Source organism: Peribacillus sp. NPDC101480, assembly GCF_050277335.1.
Classification (GTDB): Bacteria; Bacillota; Bacilli; order Bacillales; family DSM-1321; genus Peribacillus.
The window spans coordinates 1-19691 of record NZ_JBNNSB010000002.1 but is presented as its reverse complement, the minus strand read 5'-3'; the positions used below and the strand labels follow the sequence as shown (position 1 = coordinate 19691).

17 protein-coding genes and 3 riboswitches are annotated in these 19691 nt (G+C 38.8%); all 17 genes read left to right on the top strand.

What is annotated here, in order from left to right; all coding sequences use genetic code 11:
* Positions 1 to 2 precede the first annotated feature (2 nt).
* Complete coding sequence (locus tag ACQKMF_RS07655; RefSeq protein ID WP_427572462.1) at positions 3 to 2024, top strand: acetoacetate--CoA ligase; 2022 nt, start codon at positions 3 to 5, stop codon at positions 2022 to 2024.
* A gap of 213 nt (positions 2025 to 2237) precedes the next feature.
* The gene (locus ACQKMF_RS07650; protein ID WP_402942830.1) at positions 2238 to 2831 is read left to right on the top strand and encodes a TetR/AcrR family transcriptional regulator; all 594 of its coding nucleotides are present in this window, start codon (positions 2238 to 2240) and stop codon (positions 2829 to 2831) included.
* 110 nt (positions 2832 to 2941) lie between these two features.
* Complete coding sequence (locus ACQKMF_RS07645; protein WP_427572460.1) at positions 2942 to 3265, top strand: antibiotic biosynthesis monooxygenase family protein; 324 nt, start codon at positions 2942 to 2944, stop codon at positions 3263 to 3265.
* A gap of 69 nt (positions 3266 to 3334) precedes the next feature.
* On the top strand, positions 3335 to 3877 hold the full coding sequence (locus ACQKMF_RS07640) for an NADPH-dependent FMN reductase (protein WP_260357628.1): 543 nt from the start codon (positions 3335 to 3337) through the stop codon (positions 3875 to 3877).
* A gap of 1213 nt (positions 3878 to 5090) precedes the next feature.
* Positions 5091 to 5336, top strand: coding sequence for a hypothetical protein (locus ACQKMF_RS07635; RefSeq protein ID WP_101222127.1), 246 nt, complete (start codon positions 5091 to 5093; stop codon positions 5334 to 5336).
* Between the two features lie 278 nt (positions 5337 to 5614).
* Positions 5615 to 5714, top strand: a riboswitch (glycine riboswitch).
* 3 nt (positions 5715 to 5717) lie between these two features.
* Positions 5718 to 5774: riboswitch (glycine riboswitch) on the top strand.
* A 302-nt stretch (positions 5775 to 6076) separates the two neighbouring features.
* Positions 6077 to 7456, top strand: coding sequence for an amino acid permease (locus tag ACQKMF_RS07630; RefSeq protein WP_402942837.1), 1380 nt, complete (start codon positions 6077 to 6079; stop codon positions 7454 to 7456).
* A 329-nt stretch (positions 7457 to 7785) separates the two neighbouring features.
* Positions 7786 to 7890: riboswitch (glycine riboswitch) on the top strand.
* A 184-nt stretch (positions 7891 to 8074) separates the two neighbouring features.
* Positions 8075 to 9325: a serine hydroxymethyltransferase gene (gene glyA, locus ACQKMF_RS07625; protein WP_101222129.1), complete on the top strand. Its 1251-nt coding sequence runs from the start codon at positions 8075 to 8077 to the stop codon at positions 9323 to 9325.
* A gap of 138 nt (positions 9326 to 9463) precedes the next feature.
* Entirely contained in the window at positions 9464 to 10573 is a 1110-nt protein-coding gene (gene gcvT / locus ACQKMF_RS07620) for a glycine cleavage system aminomethyltransferase GcvT (RefSeq protein ID WP_402942841.1), read from the top strand.
* Between the two features lie 157 nt (positions 10574 to 10730).
* Complete coding sequence (gene gcvH, locus ACQKMF_RS07615; RefSeq protein ID WP_427572456.1) at positions 10731 to 11126, top strand: glycine cleavage system protein GcvH; 396 nt, start codon at positions 10731 to 10733, stop codon at positions 11124 to 11126.
* 1 nt (position 11127) lies between these two features.
* Positions 11128 to 12480: an aminomethyl-transferring glycine dehydrogenase subunit GcvPA gene (gene gcvPA / locus ACQKMF_RS07610; RefSeq protein WP_427572454.1), complete on the top strand. Its 1353-nt coding sequence runs from the start codon at positions 11128 to 11130 to the stop codon at positions 12478 to 12480.
* The gene (gene gcvPB / locus ACQKMF_RS07605) at positions 12473 to 13954 is read left to right on the top strand and encodes an aminomethyl-transferring glycine dehydrogenase subunit GcvPB (RefSeq protein ID WP_427572452.1); all 1482 of its coding nucleotides are present in this window, start codon (positions 12473 to 12475) and stop codon (positions 13952 to 13954) included. The genes gcvPA and gcvPB overlap by 8 nt, the downstream gene beginning before the upstream one ends.
* A gap of 235 nt (positions 13955 to 14189) precedes the next feature.
* Positions 14190 to 15068, top strand: coding sequence for a lipoyl synthase (gene lipA / locus ACQKMF_RS07600; protein WP_101222134.1), 879 nt, complete (start codon positions 14190 to 14192; stop codon positions 15066 to 15068).
* A gap of 38 nt (positions 15069 to 15106) precedes the next feature.
* Positions 15107 to 15418: an iron-sulfur cluster biosynthesis family protein gene (locus ACQKMF_RS07595; RefSeq protein ID WP_101222135.1), complete on the top strand. Its 312-nt coding sequence runs from the start codon at positions 15107 to 15109 to the stop codon at positions 15416 to 15418.
* Positions 15419 to 15524: 106 nt separating this feature from the next.
* Positions 15525 to 16919, top strand: a complete 1395-nt coding sequence (gene lpdA, locus ACQKMF_RS07590; RefSeq protein WP_427572450.1) for a dihydrolipoyl dehydrogenase — start codon at positions 15525 to 15527, stop codon at positions 16917 to 16919.
* A gap of 215 nt (positions 16920 to 17134) precedes the next feature.
* Positions 17135 to 18004: a formyltetrahydrofolate deformylase gene (gene purU / locus ACQKMF_RS07585; protein ID WP_427572448.1), complete on the top strand. Its 870-nt coding sequence runs from the start codon at positions 17135 to 17137 to the stop codon at positions 18002 to 18004.
* Between the two features lie 721 nt (positions 18005 to 18725).
* Positions 18726 to 19388 carry an L-serine ammonia-lyase, iron-sulfur-dependent subunit beta gene (gene sdaAB / locus ACQKMF_RS07580; RefSeq protein ID WP_054399153.1) on the top strand — a complete coding sequence of 221 codons (663 nt, stop codon included), beginning with the start codon at positions 18726 to 18728 and terminating at the stop codon, positions 19386 to 19388.
* 31 nt (positions 19389 to 19419) lie between these two features.
* The coding region (locus ACQKMF_RS07575) for an L-serine ammonia-lyase, iron-sulfur-dependent, subunit alpha (protein ID WP_427572445.1) at positions 19420 to 19691 on the top strand (272 nt) is incomplete at its 3' end.

Genomic DNA, 19691 nt, shown 5'->3' with positions numbered 1-19691 from the left:
CAATGACGCATTTGATACCTAAGGGAGATGATTGTATGAAATCGCTTACAGATGGACAAATCATTTGGGAACCGACAAAGGAACAAATCGAGCAAACGGTATTGACTCAATATGTGAAATGGTTAAAAGAAAAGAAAGGTTTAACGTTTCATGATTATCATGAATTATGGAAATGGTCGGTAGATGAACTGGAGGAATTTTGGGCTTCAATTTGGGATTATTGTGATGTAAAAGCAGCCAGGAAATATGACAGGGTTTTAGCGGAGCAATCAATGCCAGGTGCGAAATGGTTCGAGGGGGCAAGGCTTAATTATGCTGAAAATGCATTATGGAATGAGCAAGAAGAGAAAACGGCGATTTTTTTCCGTTCCGAACATATCAGGCAGCAGGAAGTCAGCTGGAAAGAGCTGAAAGAAAAAGTAGCTTCTGTCGCCCATTCATTAAGGCAACTTGGTGTGAAATCCGGTGACCGTGTTGTTGCCTATATGCCAAACATACCTGAAGCTGTCATAGCTTTCTTGGCAACAGCAAGCATAGGTGCCATTTGGTCCAGTTGTTCACCTGACTTTGGGGCAAGAAGCGTCATAGATCGTTTCAAACAGATTGAACCGGTTGTATTACTGGCTGTTGATGGATATCAGTACAATGGAAATGTATATGATAAAACATCAGTCGTCTCCCAGCTTAAACAGGAATTGATCACTGTAAAGCATACCGTTCTGGTACCTTACATAGAAAAAAAGAATTTGGAAGTGAATCTGGCAGATACGATTCCTTGGGATGACCTTTTAAAAGAAAAGACAGAATTATCTTTTGAAAATGTTCCGTTCGATCATCCGCTTTGGATTCTCTATTCATCTGGCACAACCGGAATGCCAAAACCAATTGTACAAGGGCATGGCGGTATATTATTGGAGCATTTAAAATCAACAAGAATCCATCAAGGCATGACTTCCGAGGATACTGTATTCTGGTTTACGACGACAGGCTGGATGATGTGGAATCTCCTTATGGGCGGTTTGCTTAATGAAGGGACCATCGTCCTTTATGACGGCAGTCCTTCTTTTCCGAATATGGATGCCCTTTGGGAATTGGCTGAAGATACAGGCATGACTTTCTTTGGAACAAGTGCACCATTCCTTACGAATTCCATGAAGTTAGGAAACAAGCCAATGGGAAAATATGATTTATCGAAATTGAAGGCTCTTTTTTCAACTGGGGCTCCATTGTCTGGCGACGGTTATAAATGGGTGTATGAGAATGTCAAGAAGGATATCTGGCTCAGTTCATCCAGTGGCGGAACCGATGTTTGTGCCGGATTTGTAGGTGGCGTTCCAACATTGCCCGTAAGAATCGGAGAGATACAAGGAAGAGCATTGGGTGTTTGTGCGGAAGCTTTTGATGAGCATGGTCAAACATTGATTAATGAAGTCGGTGAATTGGTAATTACCAAACCGATGCCATCCATGCCGCTATACTTCTGGAATGATCATGACGGGACAAGATACTACGAGAGTTATTTCGATACGTATCCTGGCATATGGAAACATGGTGATTGGATAAAGATTGACGACAAGGGCAGCTGTATCATTTATGGTCGTTCCGACTCGACCATCAACCGTTCTGGTGTACGGATGGGAACTAGTGATATCTACCGGGTCGTCGAAGCGATCGACGAGGTGATGGAAAGCCTTGTCATTGATAGGGAAGTGCTTGGCCGCGGTTCCTCACTGCTGCTGTTCGTTGTCCTTAAACCCGGTAATGGCCTGGATGCAGCATTGACGGCAAAAATCAAGGAACAAATCAGAGGGCATGTGTCCCCTCGCTTTATCCCTGACCAAATCCATGTCGTTGAACAAATTCCGAAAACCTTGAACGGAAAGAAAATGGAAGTCCCGATACGTAAAGTGTTATTAGGTTTCGAGTTTGATAAAGTAGTGAATGCAGACTCCATGGGAAATCCAGAATCGCTACAGTTCTTTAAAGAATTAGCTCTCGAGTTGAATGAGAAAAAAATATTCTAGCAATCAGGCGGAGCAAAATGCTCCGTCTATTATTAGTTTTCCTGAATGGGTATGGTGTTAATTCTCCAATAAGTTTCTATCATTTGGATTGGCCTACCGTCTTAAAAAGAATATGTATTGCTGGAAATATTTCCTTGACAATTTTAAAACAGCTGAATAGAATAAAATATATAGTCAGTAAGTACTGACAGTCTATTCAGGGGAAGTGAGAGCATGAGCAGCAGTAATAAGCTAAGTACCGATGATAAGCTGCTGTTGGCGGCAATCGATCTAATCGCAGAGAAGGGATACAATGCTGTTACTACTCAGGAAATTGCTGGTGCCGCAGGTTTGAGTGAAAAAACACTGTTTCGTCGGTTTGGAAGCAAGCTAAATCTTCTAGAAAAAGCATTTGATCGATATCATTATGCCGAAGAGATGACAATACTTTTTAATGAAGAGCAAATCGTGTGGGACTTACATTCAGACTTACAACTGATCAGTCGAACATATCATGAAATCATGAATCGTAACCGTAAAATGATTATGATAAGTATCAAGGAGGAAGGCAATTTACCTGGGTTTCGAGAAAAAACACAAAAGCATCCTCGACAGTTACTGAAAATTTTGACAAACTATTTTAACACGATGTATGAGAAAGGAAAGCTTATTCACACTGAACCAGAGCTTCAGGCACTGTCGTTCATGATGATGAATTTTGGAGCCTTTATGAACAACCTGGATGCCGATGAAAACTATCCAACCGTATCCCTGGAGGCATTTATAACTGAGAGTGTGCAAATATTTACTAGGGCTTTAACTCCCTAGTTTTTTATTAAAAATAATGACAGTCAGCACTGACACCTTTTAATGATAAAAGAAGATGCCAATTATTAATGAATTGAAAAAAATATGTTAAATGACAGGAGATTATGAATATGAAATCAAGTAATACAATAGTATGGATTAATGTATTTACAGCTAAACCAGGCAAACTAGATGAATTGGTTGCTATCCAAGCTGAAGAACTACTCAATTTTAAGAAGGGATCACAAGGTGTTCCTGGTTGGATCAGCAGTCGTTGGCATCGTTCTGTAGAAAATAATAAGGCAATTATGGTAACTACCTTTGAGAGTATTGATTTTCATAAAAATTGGTTAGAAAAAAGTGAATTTAGAGAACATCTTAACAAAATAAACCATCTCATTGAAGATACAGAAGGTGGGTACTACACGTTAGTGGAAGAGATAAAAAATATGTAATCAAACAAATTATGAGGTTTTTATTCTTAACCAATTTATTTGCCAGTCATTAACGAGGAGGAGAAAACATTGGAAAAATTAAATATCGGAATTATCTTAGGAAGCACACGTATAGGACGCGTAAGTCCACAAGTAGGAAGTTGGGTAAAAGAAATAGCTGATGAACGAAAAGACGCAAATTATGAAATCGTCGATATCGTAGATTTTAACTTGCCATTTGTTGGAGAAGGCACTGGTAAAGAACCAGGATTATTAGCTTGGTCAGAAAAACTTTCTGGCTTGGATGGTTTTGTGTTTATCGTACAAGAATACAATCACAGTATTACAGGGGCCCTAAAAAACGCACTTGATTCCGCACGTGATGAATGGAACAACAAAGCTGCGGGCATCGTGAGCTATGGTTCAACTGGCGGAGCCCGTGCAGCTGAACATTTGCGTGGCATCTTAGGGGAATTACTAGTTGCGGACGTTCGGGTAAATCCAACATTATCGCTATTTACAGACTTTGAAAACTTCAAGACGTTTAAACCAGCTGATTTACACCTTGGGAATGTAAATGCAATGTTAGATCAAACGATTGCATGGAGCGGTGCCTTAAAAAAATTAAGATAAGCTTGATAGTTTACTAACCGCCTTTAAAGTAGCTTTCCTTGCCATGCCACTATACTCTTACATGGATTATGCACAGTTAAAAAGCAAAACGGCCTTCTAAAATTCAGCCTAGTTTAAAAGATTTAGTATAGCGGAATATTTAATATGTTTATTGAAAATGGTGACAAACCATTGGTTAGTTCTATAAGACCTATTGTAGAGTTGACACAAACTGTGCGATTATATGGGCACATAAAACGCCCGAAGGGGCAAAAAGTAAATGTTTCTTTAATTTTCTTTCGCATCTTTCTATTACTTTGCGAATAAAAAGTCCTTAACGAGTCTTTTTAAAGAAATGTATGGAGCTACACCATGCTTAGAATATATTGATTCGTTAAAAAGTATTATATAGAAGAAACAGAAACATTGATCAATTCACCAGAAATTTTAAACTATATTGGAAACCGTACTAACCAAACATGATCAATCGTAGAAACGGATACAGCAATGTTGAAACAAATGAAGTTATTGCTACAAGTTCACCTTACTTTAAATCAGATGTGTCTTGAATGTACATTTTTTTTTACCTGAATTGAATATCAATAAATGACCGCGAATGAAGAAAATTATTTTTCAAAAGCTTTATGGTTTTCTGAAGCATTGTTTACAGGTATACAGCGCATCTATTTAAGTACTTGGGACTTTCTCTTTATATGCCTTATAATACATCTGTTAAACCAAAGGAATTAGAACGAGTATATTTAAATTATATGATTTACTAAAAAAAATTGTTTAAGACATTCTTTATTCCTATTTAACGATTAATGGAATTCATTTTTTATATTAGAAAAGTGATTATATAATAAAGTCATTGTTGCTATGAGCTCCAATGACTTTTTCTATTTTAAAGCAAAACTTCTTTCGAATGGTATATTTACTTGCTAAGTTGAGTATTCACCTCCCTTTTTTGATGTGAATATTTGTTAGTGAAATATCTTACTATCTATAAAAGAAATATACAAAAATAATAAGTATATATAGATTTGATCATACTGTATGAATATGTTTTAAAAGAAGCTGGTAAAATGAATCGGGAATGGTTTCGTTAACACGTCAAGCATTGTGAAAATGGATACGTGATGATATATATAAACCCTATTGACCCAGATTATGTTATTCTATTTTTGTTTACATCAGTCCGTCAGAAAAACTGTAAAGGGGGTATAAGGTTAAAATGGTTAAGGAAAAGAAACTCAAGCTAAAGAAGCCAAAGAAGTGGTGGGGATGGGTTCTAGCATTTGTCATCATAGCTAATACAGTTGGTGGTGGGGACAAAGAGGAAGTTGCTAAAGAAGAGCAGGCTTCTGAAAATACTGTTGAACTTAGGGAGGAAGCTCCTAGACAATCTTTACTGCTGCAAGGAATTTCACGAGTCTCGAATTTTCTCTTTTTCCATACATCAATTATGTTAAAACTATAGATATTATTTCCTCTCCCGGCTTTGAATTTTGCCGTATTGTCAATCGAAAAATGCCGATATTTTTGCATATACATAAGCGTGTTTGGGATTTCTAACAACATAGAAAAGCTGCTAATAAGCTTGATTTTTCATAGCTAATAACCTCTAAAATATCCTGATCATAAAGTTCAAATTTGTCCATTTTTAGATTTCAGAAAATATAGTTTTTTCAGATAATCATTGAAATATCCATTAAAAACCGATAATATACAACTATTAAAACAACTTTATATCAGCGGATGATGATTGTGGGAGAGTCTAAACAATGTTTAGCACCGAAGGAGCAAATCCTATAAAAGCAGGAACTAATCTCTCAGGTAAAAGGACTACAATTGGACGCGTCTCTGAAGAGAGCCATAGGCCACCGAAGGAGTTAAACTCTCAGGTAAAAGGACAGAGGAAGGTAGGAAAATACCTATCTTTCCTCTGCCCTTTTTTGTACTTGGGAAGATAAAAAGAGAGGAGTGTTAATTGAGATCTGTAGATAAATGATCTATCCTTTGATTTGTACAATTAATGCTATATTTTCAAAAATGGTTGGTAGCTTTAGTTTAAAAATCTATATCCAGTACCCATCAAAGAAAACGCTTACATCAGTGAGACAGTCTCCAGTACGCTATTAATTCACACTCATTGAAAGGCTGACCCTTTAAAAGGGGAAAATTCCAAGTAGCCTAAAAAAGTAGAAGGTGGGAAATCGTATGCAGGAACAAAAGTTGGATAGAGGGCTAAAAAACAGGCACGTACAACTCATAGCTATTGGAGGGGCAATCGGAACGGGATTATTTCTTGGGGCAGGAAAATCTATTCATTTAGCCGGGCCATCAATTCTATTTGCTTACATGATTACAGGCATCATTTGCTTCTTAATCATGCGCGCACTTGGAGAACTGCTCTTATCTAATTTGAACTATCATTCCTTTGTTGACTTTGTAAGAGACTATTTAGGTAATATGGCTGCATTTGTAACCGGCTGGACCTACTGGTTTTGCTGGATTTCAATCGCAATGGCCGACTTAACGGCAGTTGGTCTTTATACTCAGTATTGGTTTCCTTCCGTACCGCAATGGATGCCAGGATTAATTGCACTAGTCATTCTGCTATTTATGAATCTTGCAACCGTAAAACTTTTTGGCGAAATGGAATTCTGGTTCGCATTAATTAAGGTCATCGCTATCCTAGCACTAATTGTTATCGGTATTTTCATGATTATTAAAGGCTTTTCCACTGATTCAGGCGCAGCAAGTTTCACGAATCTATGGAGACACGAAGGGATGTTCCCAAATGGAATAAATGGTTTTGTCCTCTCATTCCAGATGGTAGTGTTTGCGTTTGTGGGCATTGAACTTGTAGGACTTACAGCAGGTGAAACAGAAAATCCAGAAAAAGTTATCCCCAAAGCGATCAATAATATTCCTATTCGGATTATAATTTTCTACATTGGCGCACTTATTGTCATTATGAGTGTTTATCCGTGGAACGCAATCATCCCAACGGAAAGCCCATTCGTCCAAGTATTTGTGGCTGTAGGTATCGCTGGTGCAGCTGGTATCGTTAATTTTGTCGTCCTAACATCGGCTGCTTCGGCATGTAACAGCGCAATCTTCAGTACAAGCCGGATGGTATATTCACTTGCCAAAGATAAAAATGCACCTGTACCGTTTGCAAAACTTAATGACCGAAAAGTACCTTCCAATGCATTGTTCTTTTCAACTGTTGTCATTTTAATTTCCGTTGTTTTGAACTATTTAATGCCTGAAGGTGTATTTACCTTGATTACAAGTATTTCTACAGTATGTTTCATCTTTATTTGGGGAATTACAGTCATCAGTCATTTGAAATACCGTAAAACAAGGCCAGATCTAGTGAAAAAGAACAAATTTAAATTACCACTTTATCCAATTTCCAATTACTTGATCCTTGCTTTCCTAGCGTTCGTCCTTGTGGTTCTTGCACTTGCGGACGACACTCGTGTTGCCTTATTCGTTACACCTGTATGGTTCATTATGCTGATTGCGATTTATAAGATGGGCAAAACGAAGGTGGATCAGGCGAATCAGAGAGAGATAGCGGGGAATTAAGAGTCAAGAAATCCTTTGATTCTATTTGCGGTGTTTGTCCAGATAGTTGCCGCTCCATATTTTCCAACTCGGTGAGTAAAAAATCTGTCCGTTTTAAAAAAACAAAGATATCTGGTTGATCTTATGATAATTCGAAATAAATATTTTAGAATAGTATTGTTAGCGCTTTCAAAAATGCTTGACATAATTATGCTCAACAATTATTCTAAATGTACTAAATTGAATAAGCGGATGACAGTTGTGGGAGAGTGCAAAGCGACAAGCCACCGAAGGAGCAAGTTCCAAAAAGACCCTTGGAACAAATCTCTCAGGTAGATGGAACCACAAATGGACGCACCTCTGGAGAGCGCGTATTAACATATACGCCACCAAAGGGGAAAGGCTCTATTAAAAAATGGAGCTAAACTCTCAGGTAAAAGGACAGAGAAGGGTAGAGAACGCTACGACCCTTTTCTGTCCTTTTTTGCGTGCAAAAAAGGTTGTAAAGCATACTATTTTTAACAGTTTTATAGAAAAGCAGGCTTGTAGCGGGCAAGAAATTTAGTGTCTAGTACCATATTGGAATTAGTAATTAAACGAAAATTCAGAATTAATAAAAATGTCTAGGAGGAAATTTAAATGAGTTTACATCAAAATGATTTAACTATTTTTGAAGCGATTGAAAAAGAAGGACAACGTCAACATCAAACACTGGAGTTGATTGCATCAGAGAACTTTGTTAGCCCAGATGTATTAGAGGCAATGGGAAGCGTGATGACAAATAAATATGCAGAAGGTTATCCAGGAAAGCGCTATTATGGTGGGTGTGAATTTGTAGATGTGGCAGAACAAACGGCTATTGAGCGGCTAACAAAACTTTTCGGTGCCAAATATGCAAATGTTCAGCCTCACTCAGGTGCACAAGCCAATTTCGCAGTTTTTTTCGCACTGCTTCAGCCTGGTGATAAGGTGATGGGAATGGACCTTTCACATGGTGGCCACTTAACTCATGGAAGCCCAGTCAGCGTTTCAGGAAAATGGTTTGAAGTTGTGTCCTATGGAGTTAGAGAAGATACTCAGTTAATTGATTATGATGAGTTGGAAGCTATCGCAAAGAAAGAAAAACCTAAATTGATTATTGCAGGAACCAGTGCCTATCCAAGAACGATTAATTTTGCACGATTTAGAGAAATTGCCGATCAAGTTGGTGCAAAACTTATGGTGGATATGGCTCATATAGCCGGTCTGGTAGCTACTGGTCTTCACCCATCCCCAATCCCATATGCGGATGTTGTGACAAGTACAACTCATAAAACATTAAGAGGACCTCGGGGGGGCATCATTTTAACAAACGATGAAGTAATTATCAAAGCGATTAATAAATCCGTATTCCCTGGAATTCAAGGCGGTCCACTTATGCATATCATTGCAGCAAAAGCAGTTGCATTCAACGAAGCTTTACAACCAAGCTTTAAAGATTATGCGAAACAAGTCATTGAAAATGCTACAACACTTGGCGAAACATTAAAAAATGAAGGTGCAGCCCTTGTTTCTGGTGGAACAGATAATCATATTGTCCTTTTAGATTTGCGTCCGTGGAATTTAACAGGAAAAGAAGCAGAGAAATTATTGGAAGACGCAGGCATTACCGTTAATAAAAATACGATTCCCTATGATCCTGAAAAGCCATTTGTTACGAGCGGTATCCGAATGGGGACAGCAGCTTTAACAACTCGAGGCATGAAGAAAGAAGAGATGGTGAAAATTGGTGAAGTGATTGCAACCGTTCTAAAGAGTAAAGGGAATAAAGACGTTCTTCAGGAAGCAAGAGAAACGACCAAAGGGATTTGTGATGGTTATCCGTTATTTCAACAGCCAATTACTGTGTAAAGAAAGGGACAGCTTAATGGAATTATGCCTTTGCAGAAAACCTGAGCAACGGCCATGGCAGCGAGATATGTCTCCTGGCAATAAAGAAACCGGAAACAGTTGAACTATTTTGCAGAAAATCATAATTGGGGGTAAACCATGGGTATTGAAACAGCATTAAAGCAAACACCGCTTTTTGAAGTATATGAAAAATACGGAGCAAAAGTCATAAATTTTGGTGGCTGGGCTCTGCCGGTTCAATTTACCAGCATTTTAGAAGAGCATGAAGCTGTTCGAACTCAAGCAGGACTTTTTGATGTTTCCCATATGGGAGAAGTACTTGTGGAAGGGAAAGATGCCGAGAGTTATATTAACTACCTTGTTACAAACGATGTAACAAAGCTTGGCATCAATCAAGCACAGTATACCGCAATGTGTTATCCAGACGGTGGAACGGTCGATGATTTATTAGTTTATAAATTAGATAATGAAAAATATCTACTTGTCATTAATGCTGCAAACATTGAGAAAGATTACGAATGGATGAAGCAGCAAGTAAAAGGAGAGATGGCGCTCCAGAATATTTCAGAAGACATTGCTCAACTTGCCATCCAAGGACCAAAGGCAGAAAGCATTTTGCAAAAGCTAACGGAAATAGATTTATCAGAAATTGGTTCTTTTAAATTCGCCCAGCATGTCAACATCTCTGGGATTACCGACGTACTTGTATCCCGTACAGGTTACACAGGAGAAAATGGATTTGAAATTTATTTATCTGCAGACAAAGCGGCAGTACTTTGGGAAAAGATCTTAGAAGCAGGAGCCACGAGTGGATTAAAACCATGCGGACTAGGTGCACGGGATACGCTTCGTCTTGAAGCACGTCTTGCACTCTATGGCCAAGAACTAAGTAAAGACATCAGCCCGCTTGAAGCAGGAATCGGCTTTGTCGTAAAGACGAATAAAGAAAGTGACTTTATCGGAAAATCTGCTCTTAAAGAACAAAAAGAAGCTGGATTAAAACGAAAATTAGTAGGAATTGAAGTAACAGGCCGTGGGATTCCGCGTCATGGTTACAAGGTAATTTCTAAAGATGGAGCGGAAATAGGTATTGTTACATCAGGAACACAATCACCATCTTTGAAGAAAAGCTTAGGTCTTGCCTTGGTATCATCCGGTCAAGCTGAAGTGGGTACGCCGATAAAAGTGGAAATCCGAAATAAACAGATTGAAGCCGTTATTGTTAATACACCATTCTATAAAAGATAAGCGGAAATATTTTAATAGATTTTTCGAGTAGTTTTCTTAAGTCAATTACCGTTACCTGGCATGCAGCCTGAAATCGATTACCTAAGAGTTAAATTGCCTAAAATATATTCTGAATTATGGCAATAGTTAAAAAACAAAAAGAAAAGGGGAAAATACAATGACGAAAGTAATATCAAGTTTTCGATATAGCAAAGAACATGAATGGGTCCAACAATTAAAAGGAAATCGTGTACGTATTGGAATCTCTGATTATGCACAAAAGGCATTAGGTGATATCGTCTTTGTTGAAAATCCAGAGATTGATGATGAAGTAACAGTCAATGAATCGATGGGAACGATCGAGTCAGTTAAAGCAGTTTCCGAACTTTACTCACCTGTTTCAGGTACGGTGGTTACTGTAAACGAAGAGTTAGAAGGTGCCCCAGAGACAATTAACGAGCATCCATTTGAAGCAGGGTGGTTAGTCGAAGTAGAAATGTCCAATCCAGAAGAGCTAGACTCACTTCTAAACGAAGATGAGTATCAAGCATTTACTAATGAAGGAGAGGAATAATATGACAGCCACTTATAGATACCTTCCTGATACGAAACAAGATAAAGACGAAATGCTCTCATTTTTAGATATTTCTTCTATAGATGAGTTATTTGAAGATATTCCAGCTGAAATTAGGCTGCAGGGTGAGCTAAACATCCCAAAGGCGGTTCCTGAACCGCTTCTTTTGAAAAGAATGAACCAGCTTGCTACAAAAAACAAAAATGCGAATCATTACCCGACTTTCCTAGGTGCAGGTACATATGATCACTACATTCCAAGTGTGGTAAACCATATGATTTCACGCTCCGAATTTTACACGGCCTATACACCTTACCAACCGGAAATCAGTCAAGGTGAATTACAAGCAATTTTTGAATTTCAAACGATGGTCTGTGAGTTGACAGGAATGGATGTGGCTAACTCTTCGATGTACGATGGTTTTACATCACTTGCAGAAGCTGCATCACTTGCTGTTACATCTACAAGACGTTCAAAAGTCCTTGTATCCAAAGCGGTACATCCTGAATCCCGTGCAATTTTACATACAGTAGCAGCAGGTCCGGGATACACAGCTGAGGAAGTGAATCTTGCCGGTGAGATTACGGATTTAGGGAAGCTTCAAGAACAAATTGACAAAGACACTGCTGCCGTAATTGTTCAATATCCAAATTTCTTCGGTTCCATTGAGGATATAGATGCAATTAAGAAAATTGCAGTAGAAAAAGGTGCCCTTTTAATCGTAAGCGCCAATCCTCTTGCACTAGCACTCTTGCAGGCTCCGGGGAAAATTGGGGCAGATATTGTGATAGGTGATATGCAGCCATTAGGAATCCCGATGTCCTTTGGAGGGCCACACTGCGGCTATTTTGCGGTAAATAAAAAACTCATGCGCAAAATCCCAGGACGTATTGTAGGCCAAACAGCAGATGAAAAAGGAAAGCGTGGATTTGTGTTAACACTTCAAGCACGTGAACAGCATATTCGCCGTGATAAAGCCTCATCCAATATTTGTTCCAACCAGGCATTAAATGCTCTTGCCTCTTCTATTTGTATGACATCACTTGGAAAGCAAGGGATTCGTCAAATGGCTCAGCTAAACATTGAGAAAGCTGATTACATGGCAAAAACCCTAGAGCAGAAAGGCTTTACTATATACAATGAAGAACCATTCTTCAATGAGTTTGTTGTCGGGCTTCCTCGTCCGGTAAAGGAAGTCAATGCAAAACTTCTTAAGGCGGGTATTATCGGTGGATTTGATTTAGAAAGTGATTACGGTTTTGAAAATAAAATGCTGCTAGCTGTGACTGAGCAGCGAACAAAAGAAGAAATTGACCAATTTGTTGATGCTTTGGAGGCGATTGTAAATGGTTGAATATAATGAGTTGATTTTTGAAATAAGTCGTCCAGGACGAGTGGGCTCAAGTCTTCCAGATAGTGATGTTGATTATGTTGATATAAATGAAAAATTTCCAAAGCATTTAATTCGTGACGAACCTGCTGAGCTGCCAGAAGTATCAGAGTTGCAGCTTGTCCGCCATTACACAGCGCTCTCTAATAAAAACCATGGAATCGATAATGGATTCTATCCTCTGGGTTCATGCACGATGAAGTACAATCCGAAAATAAATGAAGATGTGGCACGTTTGGAAGGATTTAGCCGCATTCATCCTTATCAGCCCGTTGAAACAGTACAGGGAGCATTAGAGGTTTTATATGAATTACAGGAAGAGCTAGCGGTCATTACAGGAATGGATGCTGTTACATTACAGCCATCCGCTGGGGCTCAAGGGGAATGGACAGGTTTAATGATGGTTAAAGCGTATCATGCTCAAAAAGGTGAAAACAGAACGAAAGTACTTGTTCCAGACTCAGCGCACGGTACAAATCCTGCAAGTGCAAGTGTTGCTGGTTTTCAAACGATCACGATTCCATCCAATAAAAATGGATTAGTAGACTTAGAAGAATTAAAGAAACATGTGGGATCTGATACAGCTGCGCTTATGCTGACTAATCCGAATACCCTTGGACTTTTTGAAAAAGAAATTGTGGAAATCGCTCAGGTTGTTCATAACGCAGGGGGCCTTTTATATTATGACGGAGCGAATGCAAATGCCATTTTAGGTAAAACAACACCAGGTCAAATGGGCTTTGACATCGTACACCTAAATCTTCACAAAACGTTTACGACTCCTCATGGAGGTGGCGGCCCAGGAGCAGGTCCTGTCGGTGTGAAAGAGAAACTTACTCCATACTTGCCAGTACCGCGCATCGGAAAAGAAGGTGATAAATATGTGCTGAACGCGAATTATTCGGACTCTATCGGAAGGGTAAAAGGGTATTATGGAAACTTCGGAATTCTCTTACGGGCGTATACTTATATTCGCACGATGGGTCCTGAAGGGCTGCGCCAAGTATCAGAAAGTGCCGTGCTTCATGCTAATTATCTTCGTAAAAGATTGGAGCCATATTTTGAAGCGCCTTATTCACAAATTTGCAAGCATGAATTTGTCCTATCCGGATCCAATCAGAAAAAGCTGGGTGTAAGAACGCTTGACATAGCAAAACGCCTGCTAGATTTCGGCTACCACCCGCCGACCATCTATTTCCCATTAAATGTTGAAGAATGTTTGATGATTGAACCGACTGAAACAGAGTCGAAAGAAACACTTGATGCTTTTGCGGATGTAATGATTACAATTGCCAAAGAAGTGGAAGAAAACCCAGGGATTGTTTTAGAAGCACCACATACTACAGTGATTGGGCGATTGGATGAGGTCCAAGCTGCTAGACAACCAATCTTGCGTTATTCCAAAGAAGTAGTAGAGGAAGCAACGGTAACGTCATAAATGAATGAACATGAACCGCCAAGGATGGAATATGAAGAAATGAATTTCGATATTTCATTCTAGGTGGTTTCATAAGCATGTTTAAAAAGGATGAAAAAAGTGCCAAGAGGTGCAAGGAGAAAATAGTCTGGTGAACTGAAAAGACAGAGCAACGGAGAAACTCTATCGGTCTTTTTTAGGCAATTGAACAACCTCTTTCAAGCTAAAATACATTCTCATAGGAGTGAGAAATAAAATGTCCATCAAAGATCTTCGTAAACCGGAATGGCTTAAAATTAAATTAAATACGAATGAACAATATACTGGCTTAAAGAAAATGATGCGTGAAAAAAAACTTCATACTGTTTGTGAAGAAGCGAGATGCCCTAACATTCATGAATGCTGGGCGGTACGAAAAACGGCAACTTTCATGATTTTAGGAAGTGTATGTACGCGAGCTTGCAGGTTCTGTGCAGTTCAAACAGGGCTGCCATCAGAGCTAGATTGGGAAGAACCCGAACGTGTCGCAGAATCAGTAAAGCAAATGAACCTAAAGCATGTGGTGATTACCGCAGTTGCTCGTGATGACTTAAATGATGGCGGAGCAAAGGTATTTGCAGAAACTGTAAATGCTGTGAGGCGGCAAAATCCATTTTGCAGCATTGAAGTTCTTCCCTCGGATCTGAATGGGGAATATGACAATTTAAAAACATTAATGGATGCAAGACCAGACATATTGAATCACAACATTGAAACAGTAAAACGCTTATCCCAAAAAGTTCGTGCTCGTGCAACTTACGAACGTTCATTAGAGTTTTTACGGCGGGCAAAACAAATGAATTCAACTATTCCTACGAAATCAAGCATTATGATTGGTCTAGGAGAAACAAAAGAAGAAATTATGGAAACAATGGATGATCTTCGTGCTAACGATGTGGACATTATGACTATTGGTCAATACTTGCAGCCGACTAAACGACATTTGAAGGTTGAAAAATATTGGAGTCCAGAAGAGTTTGAAGAACTGAAAAACATTGCCATGTCAAAAGGGTTTAGTCATTGCGAAGCCGGTCCGCTTGTTCGCTCCTCCTATCACGCAGATGAACAAGTTCGTGCAACTAAAGCTAATGCGTAATCTTTTTTCATTAAACCATTAAGAAAGGGGAGAAGCAGATGATAGCTAAATTAAAAATAACAGAGGCAGCCATGAATAAACTGAAGGAAATGACATGTAAAGGTAAGCAAATTCCTCGCATTGACGCTGATATTGCCGGCGGCTGCGGGGTGTCGGTAAAGTTCTCCCTTTTATTGGACGAGCCCCGCAGAAATGATGTAATTATTGAATATGAGGGAGTTCAGCTTAGATTAGATCATTTTACAAAACGCTATTTAGATGAAGAAACACAAATTGATTATATAGATGATAGTGGCTTTATTGTTGGAGAAAGCTTTGCATCCAGTGCATGTGCCATTGAAATAAATTAAAGTATCGTGATCGTTTACCTATTAATAGAAGAGATCGTGTTTAATAAGTTAGTAGTTTTCTTACAATATCCACATATCTATCGAAAACCAAAGGGGGAAGAATTAGGTGAATCAACAATATGACGTTGTTATCATCGGTGGCGGCACCGGTGGATATGTTGCGGCCATACGCGCGTCTCAATTAGGATTCAAAACGGCGGTAGTTGAACAAGGTAAACTTGGTGGAACTTGCCTTCATGCAGGTTGTATTCCAAGTAAAGCATTATTAAGAAGTGCAGAGGTCTATTCCAATGCAAAGAATGCAGATAAATTTGGTGTTATTGCACCTGAAGTTGGGCTGGATTTCTCAAAAGTACAGGCCAGGAAAGAAGAAATTACTGAACGCTTATTTAAAGGTGTACAACATTTAATGAAAAAAGGGAAAATAGATGTGTTTGAAGGAAAAGGGAGTATTTTACAGTCAAAGGATGTTTTAGTGAGATTGAATAATGATGAACGGGAAACAATATTAAACCCTCGAAATATTTTAATAGCTACAGGTTCCCGTCCAAGGACATTACCCGGCCTAGAAGCAGATAGCGAATATGTGATGACATCTGATGAAGCGCTACAAATGAAAGTGCTCCCAAATTCCATCATTATTGTTGGCGGCGGTGTTATTGGAATAGAATGGGCTTCGATGCTTATTGACTTTGGATTAGAGGTGACTGTGATTGAGTATGCCGAACGCATTTTACCGACGGAAGATAAGGATATTTCAAAGGAAGTACAGCGACTAATGAAGAAAAAAGGTGTAAAAATCGTTACAGGGGCAAAAGTGCTTCCAGAATCGTTAGAAAAAGGAGACGGTGTCTCTATAAAGGCGGAATATAAGGGGAAAGACACGACATTTACAGCGGAAAAATTATTAGTATCTGTCGGAAGATTAGCAAACATAGAAGGCATTCACCTTGAAAATACCAAAGTTGAAGTCGAACATGTTATTCAAACAAATGAGTATTATCAAACGAATGAGCCAAACATTTATGCAATTGGAGATGTGATTGGAGGATTACAGCTTGCCCATGTTGCTTCACATGAAGGGATCATCGCAATTGAACATATGGCAGGAGAAAACCCTGATCCGCTTGATCAATCTCTTGTTTCAAAATGCATATATAGTAACCCGGAGGTAGCTAGTGTTGGGTTAACAGAAGAGGATGCGAGGGAGAAAGGGTATCAAGTAAAAACAGGGAAGTTCTCCTTCCGTGCAATTGGAAAGGCTCTTGTTTTTGGTGAATCAGACGGTTTTGTTAAACTCGTTGTTGAAGAAGAGTCTTGTAAATTGTTGGGAGCGCATATGGTTGGGCCTCATGTAACCGATATGATTTCAGAAGCTGGTCTTGCACGTGTATTAAATGCAACAGCTATGGATATTGCGCATACGATACACCCTCACCCTACATTAGCGGAAGCAATTGGGGAAGCTGCCCTAGCGGTATATGATAAGGAAATACACTAGGCAGTATCACTCTGAAAACTTATGGTGTGAAATTGTGGAAGAGAAAGCGTCAATTTTAAGGTCTACCGCCTTCCCTCACCGTAGTTCAAGATTACTAGTAATGAAATTGTAGTGACAGTATTGTTTGGACACCTATAGCGGTTGTGTGGCCAGCATTCTGAATTTGAAAGTTTTTACATATTTTAATTACAAATCTAAAGGATGGTGAGATTCCATTGTATAAAGAAGTGAATGTAAACCGTGCTAAATTATTAATATCTTGTCCAGAAAAACCAGGTATTATCTCGGCTGTATCCAACCTTTTATTAGAAAGCAGAGCAAATGTTGTTCATTTTGACCAACATACGACGGATCCACAATCAGGTATGTTTTTTATGAGAATCGAATTTGATTTAAACGACTTTGATGCTTCCTATGCAAAACTTGAAGAGGACTTACATGTGTTGGCCCAGGCTTACGCGATGGAATGGAGCTTAAGCGGTAATAATAAAAGAAAACGAATGGCCATCTTTGTATCCAAAATGGATCACTGTCTTATGGAGCTTATATGGCGTTGGAAATCGAATGAACTTCCAGTGGAAATCCCGATGGTGATCAGTAATCATCCTGATTTAAAAAAAATAGTAGAAAGTTATGACATCCCTTATTATCATATTCCTTTAGCTCATGAAACGAAGCAACAAGCAGAACAGAAAGCACTAGATCTATTGAAAGGGAAAGTAGACTTCATTGCCTTGGCTAGATATATGCAAATTCTTTCTCCTGCATTTGTATCGGAGTTCCCAAATCAAATTATTAACATTCATCATTCTTTCCTACCGGCGTTTGTCGGTGCAAACCCTTATGCGAGGGCCTATAACCGGGGAGTTAAGTTAATTGGAGCAACTGCTCATTATGTTACGAATGATCTTGATGAAGGACCGATTATTCAGCAAGATGTAAAGAGGGTTAATCATAGACATACAATCGAAGAATTAAAGGTTACCGGAAGTCATGTAGAAAGACAGGTTCTTGCCCAAGCTGTTTCTTGGCATATTGAAGATAGAGTTATTATTCATGGCAATAAAACAATCGTGTTTGATTGAATAAAATATTATGGCTTCAAAGATAAAGATAAAGATAAAGATAAAGATAAAGATAAAGATAAACATTAAATTTATAGATAATTGAAGAACTTATTATTTTTCCAATATTTCAAAGGGTTTTTCTCTACTAATTCTCTTGAAAAAGACTAATTACTCGACCTTGGGGAATACTTTGTCATATCTCAAACGGGATACCATTACTATTTATTCCCATTCCTATATTAATACCCACATCTCAATCTCTATTAAAATCGAATCAATTCCATTCCATAAAAGTTTGCCGTGGTTAGAGTGATAGAATTTAAGTCATTCATTTCAAAAAACGAATAACGGCTTGATTTTTTTGTACATTTGTAGATTGAGGCACTCAAATGCTAATTTCAAAGCATTATCAATATAAACAAACATAATAAGATCGAAAAGTTTTTTAGCTTTTTCGCCTGTTCAATAACTGAAATTATTATTAGTTGAAAAAACTCTTTTTTAAGCTTTGAAGCGCTCAATTGCTGTTCTCTGCTTGTATAGCTTTTTCCATGCTTATGTACATGTAACCGTGACGGGCCACACCAATCGCAGTGTTGTGAGTTAGGTACGGGTTCAATTCATGGCTATATCGTGTTCATATAATTAATAGATTAGGACCGTTTCGGCAAATGAAAAACAAAAGCGGCATAATTAAGGCTGTTAAACAAATCTTTTCCCAGAAAAGGGGGTTATCGCGATGAAATACAGATCTGCATTCGATATAATCGGTCCCGTCATGATTGGACCTTCAAGCTCACATACAGCAGGAGCTGCCAGAATTGGCAGAGTAGCACGGACATTATTCGGAAAGCAACCGAAGAAAGCCATTATTTCTTTATATGGCTCTTTTGCAAAAACATACAGGGGACACGGTACGGATGTCGCTGTCGTAGGCGGGATCTTGGATTTCGATACGGATGATGAACGAATCCCTGCCTCATTAACGATTGCGGAAGAAGCCGGTATGGACGTTTCCTTTACAATCGAGGATACGGTGATGGATCATCCTAATACGGTCAAGATCAGACTGTTCGACGAAGATAAAGAATTGGAACTAGTTGGGATTTCGATTGGCGGCGGAACGATAGAAATAACGGAATTGAATACGTTCAAGCTTAAATTGTCGGGTGAAAACCCAGCCATTTTAGTCGTGCATAACGATGTATTTGGAATCATATCTTCCGTTTCGACCGTATTGGCGAATCATGAAATTAACATTGGCCATATGGAAGTTTCACGGAAAGAAAAAGGTCAAATGGCTCTCATGGTGATTGAAGTCGATCAGAAAATCCAGAGCGATGTCATGAAGGAAATTGAAGGATTGGAAAACGTGTCGCAAGTCATAAGGATGGTTGAATGATAAGTGTTGGTATAGATATGGAGGTAAAAACATGTTCCGAAATGTAGCAGAGTTGGTTGAACTTGCTGAAAGTAAACAGGTAAAAATCGCGGAAATCATGATTTTACAAGAAATGGAGTTCTCGGGCCTGTCGAGAGAACAGATCATTGAAAAGATGGACAGGAATTTGACAGTGATGGAACAAGCGGTGGAAAGAGGTCTGAAAGGGGTGCAATCCGTGACAGGCCTAACGGGCGGAGACGCTGTTCTTTTGCAAAATTATATCAAGTCGGGCAAGGCACTGGCAGGTAATTTATTATTGGA

Excerpts from the sequence above, each read along its gene's own strand:
- gcvH (WP_427572456.1), top strand. The coding sequence starts at position 10,731 with ATGACGAAAGTAATATCAAGTTTTCGATATAGCAAAGAACATGAATGG.
- sdaAB (WP_054399153.1), top strand. The coding sequence starts at position 18,726 with ATGAAATACAGATCTGCATTCGATATAATCGGTCCCGTCATGATTGGA.
- ACQKMF_RS07630 (WP_402942837.1), top strand. The coding sequence starts at position 6,077 with ATGCAGGAACAAAAGTTGGATAGAGGGCTAAAAAACAGGCACGTACAA.
- ACQKMF_RS07595 (WP_101222135.1), top strand. The coding sequence starts at position 15,107 with ATGATAGCTAAATTAAAAATAACAGAGGCAGCCATGAATAAACTGAAG.
- ACQKMF_RS07645 (WP_427572460.1), top strand. The coding sequence starts at position 2,942 with ATGAAATCAAGTAATACAATAGTATGGATTAATGTATTTACAGCTAAA.
- ACQKMF_RS07650 (WP_402942830.1), top strand. The coding sequence starts at position 2,238 with ATGAGCAGCAGTAATAAGCTAAGTACCGATGATAAGCTGCTGTTGGCG.
- ACQKMF_RS07635 (WP_101222127.1), top strand. The coding sequence starts at position 5,091 with ATGGTTAAGGAAAAGAAACTCAAGCTAAAGAAGCCAAAGAAGTGGTGG.
- gcvPB (WP_427572452.1), top strand. The coding sequence starts at position 12,473 with ATGGTTGAATATAATGAGTTGATTTTTGAAATAAGTCGTCCAGGACGA.
- ACQKMF_RS07655 (WP_427572462.1), top strand. The coding sequence starts at position 3 with ATGACGCATTTGATACCTAAGGGAGATGATTGTATGAAATCGCTTACA.
- glyA (WP_101222129.1), top strand. The coding sequence starts at position 8,075 with ATGAGTTTACATCAAAATGATTTAACTATTTTTGAAGCGATTGAAAAA.
- gcvPA (WP_427572454.1), top strand. The coding sequence starts at position 11,128 with ATGACAGCCACTTATAGATACCTTCCTGATACGAAACAAGATAAAGAC.
- lipA (WP_101222134.1), top strand. The coding sequence starts at position 14,190 with ATGTCCATCAAAGATCTTCGTAAACCGGAATGGCTTAAAATTAAATTA.
- gcvT (WP_402942841.1), top strand. The coding sequence starts at position 9,464 with ATGGGTATTGAAACAGCATTAAAGCAAACACCGCTTTTTGAAGTATAT.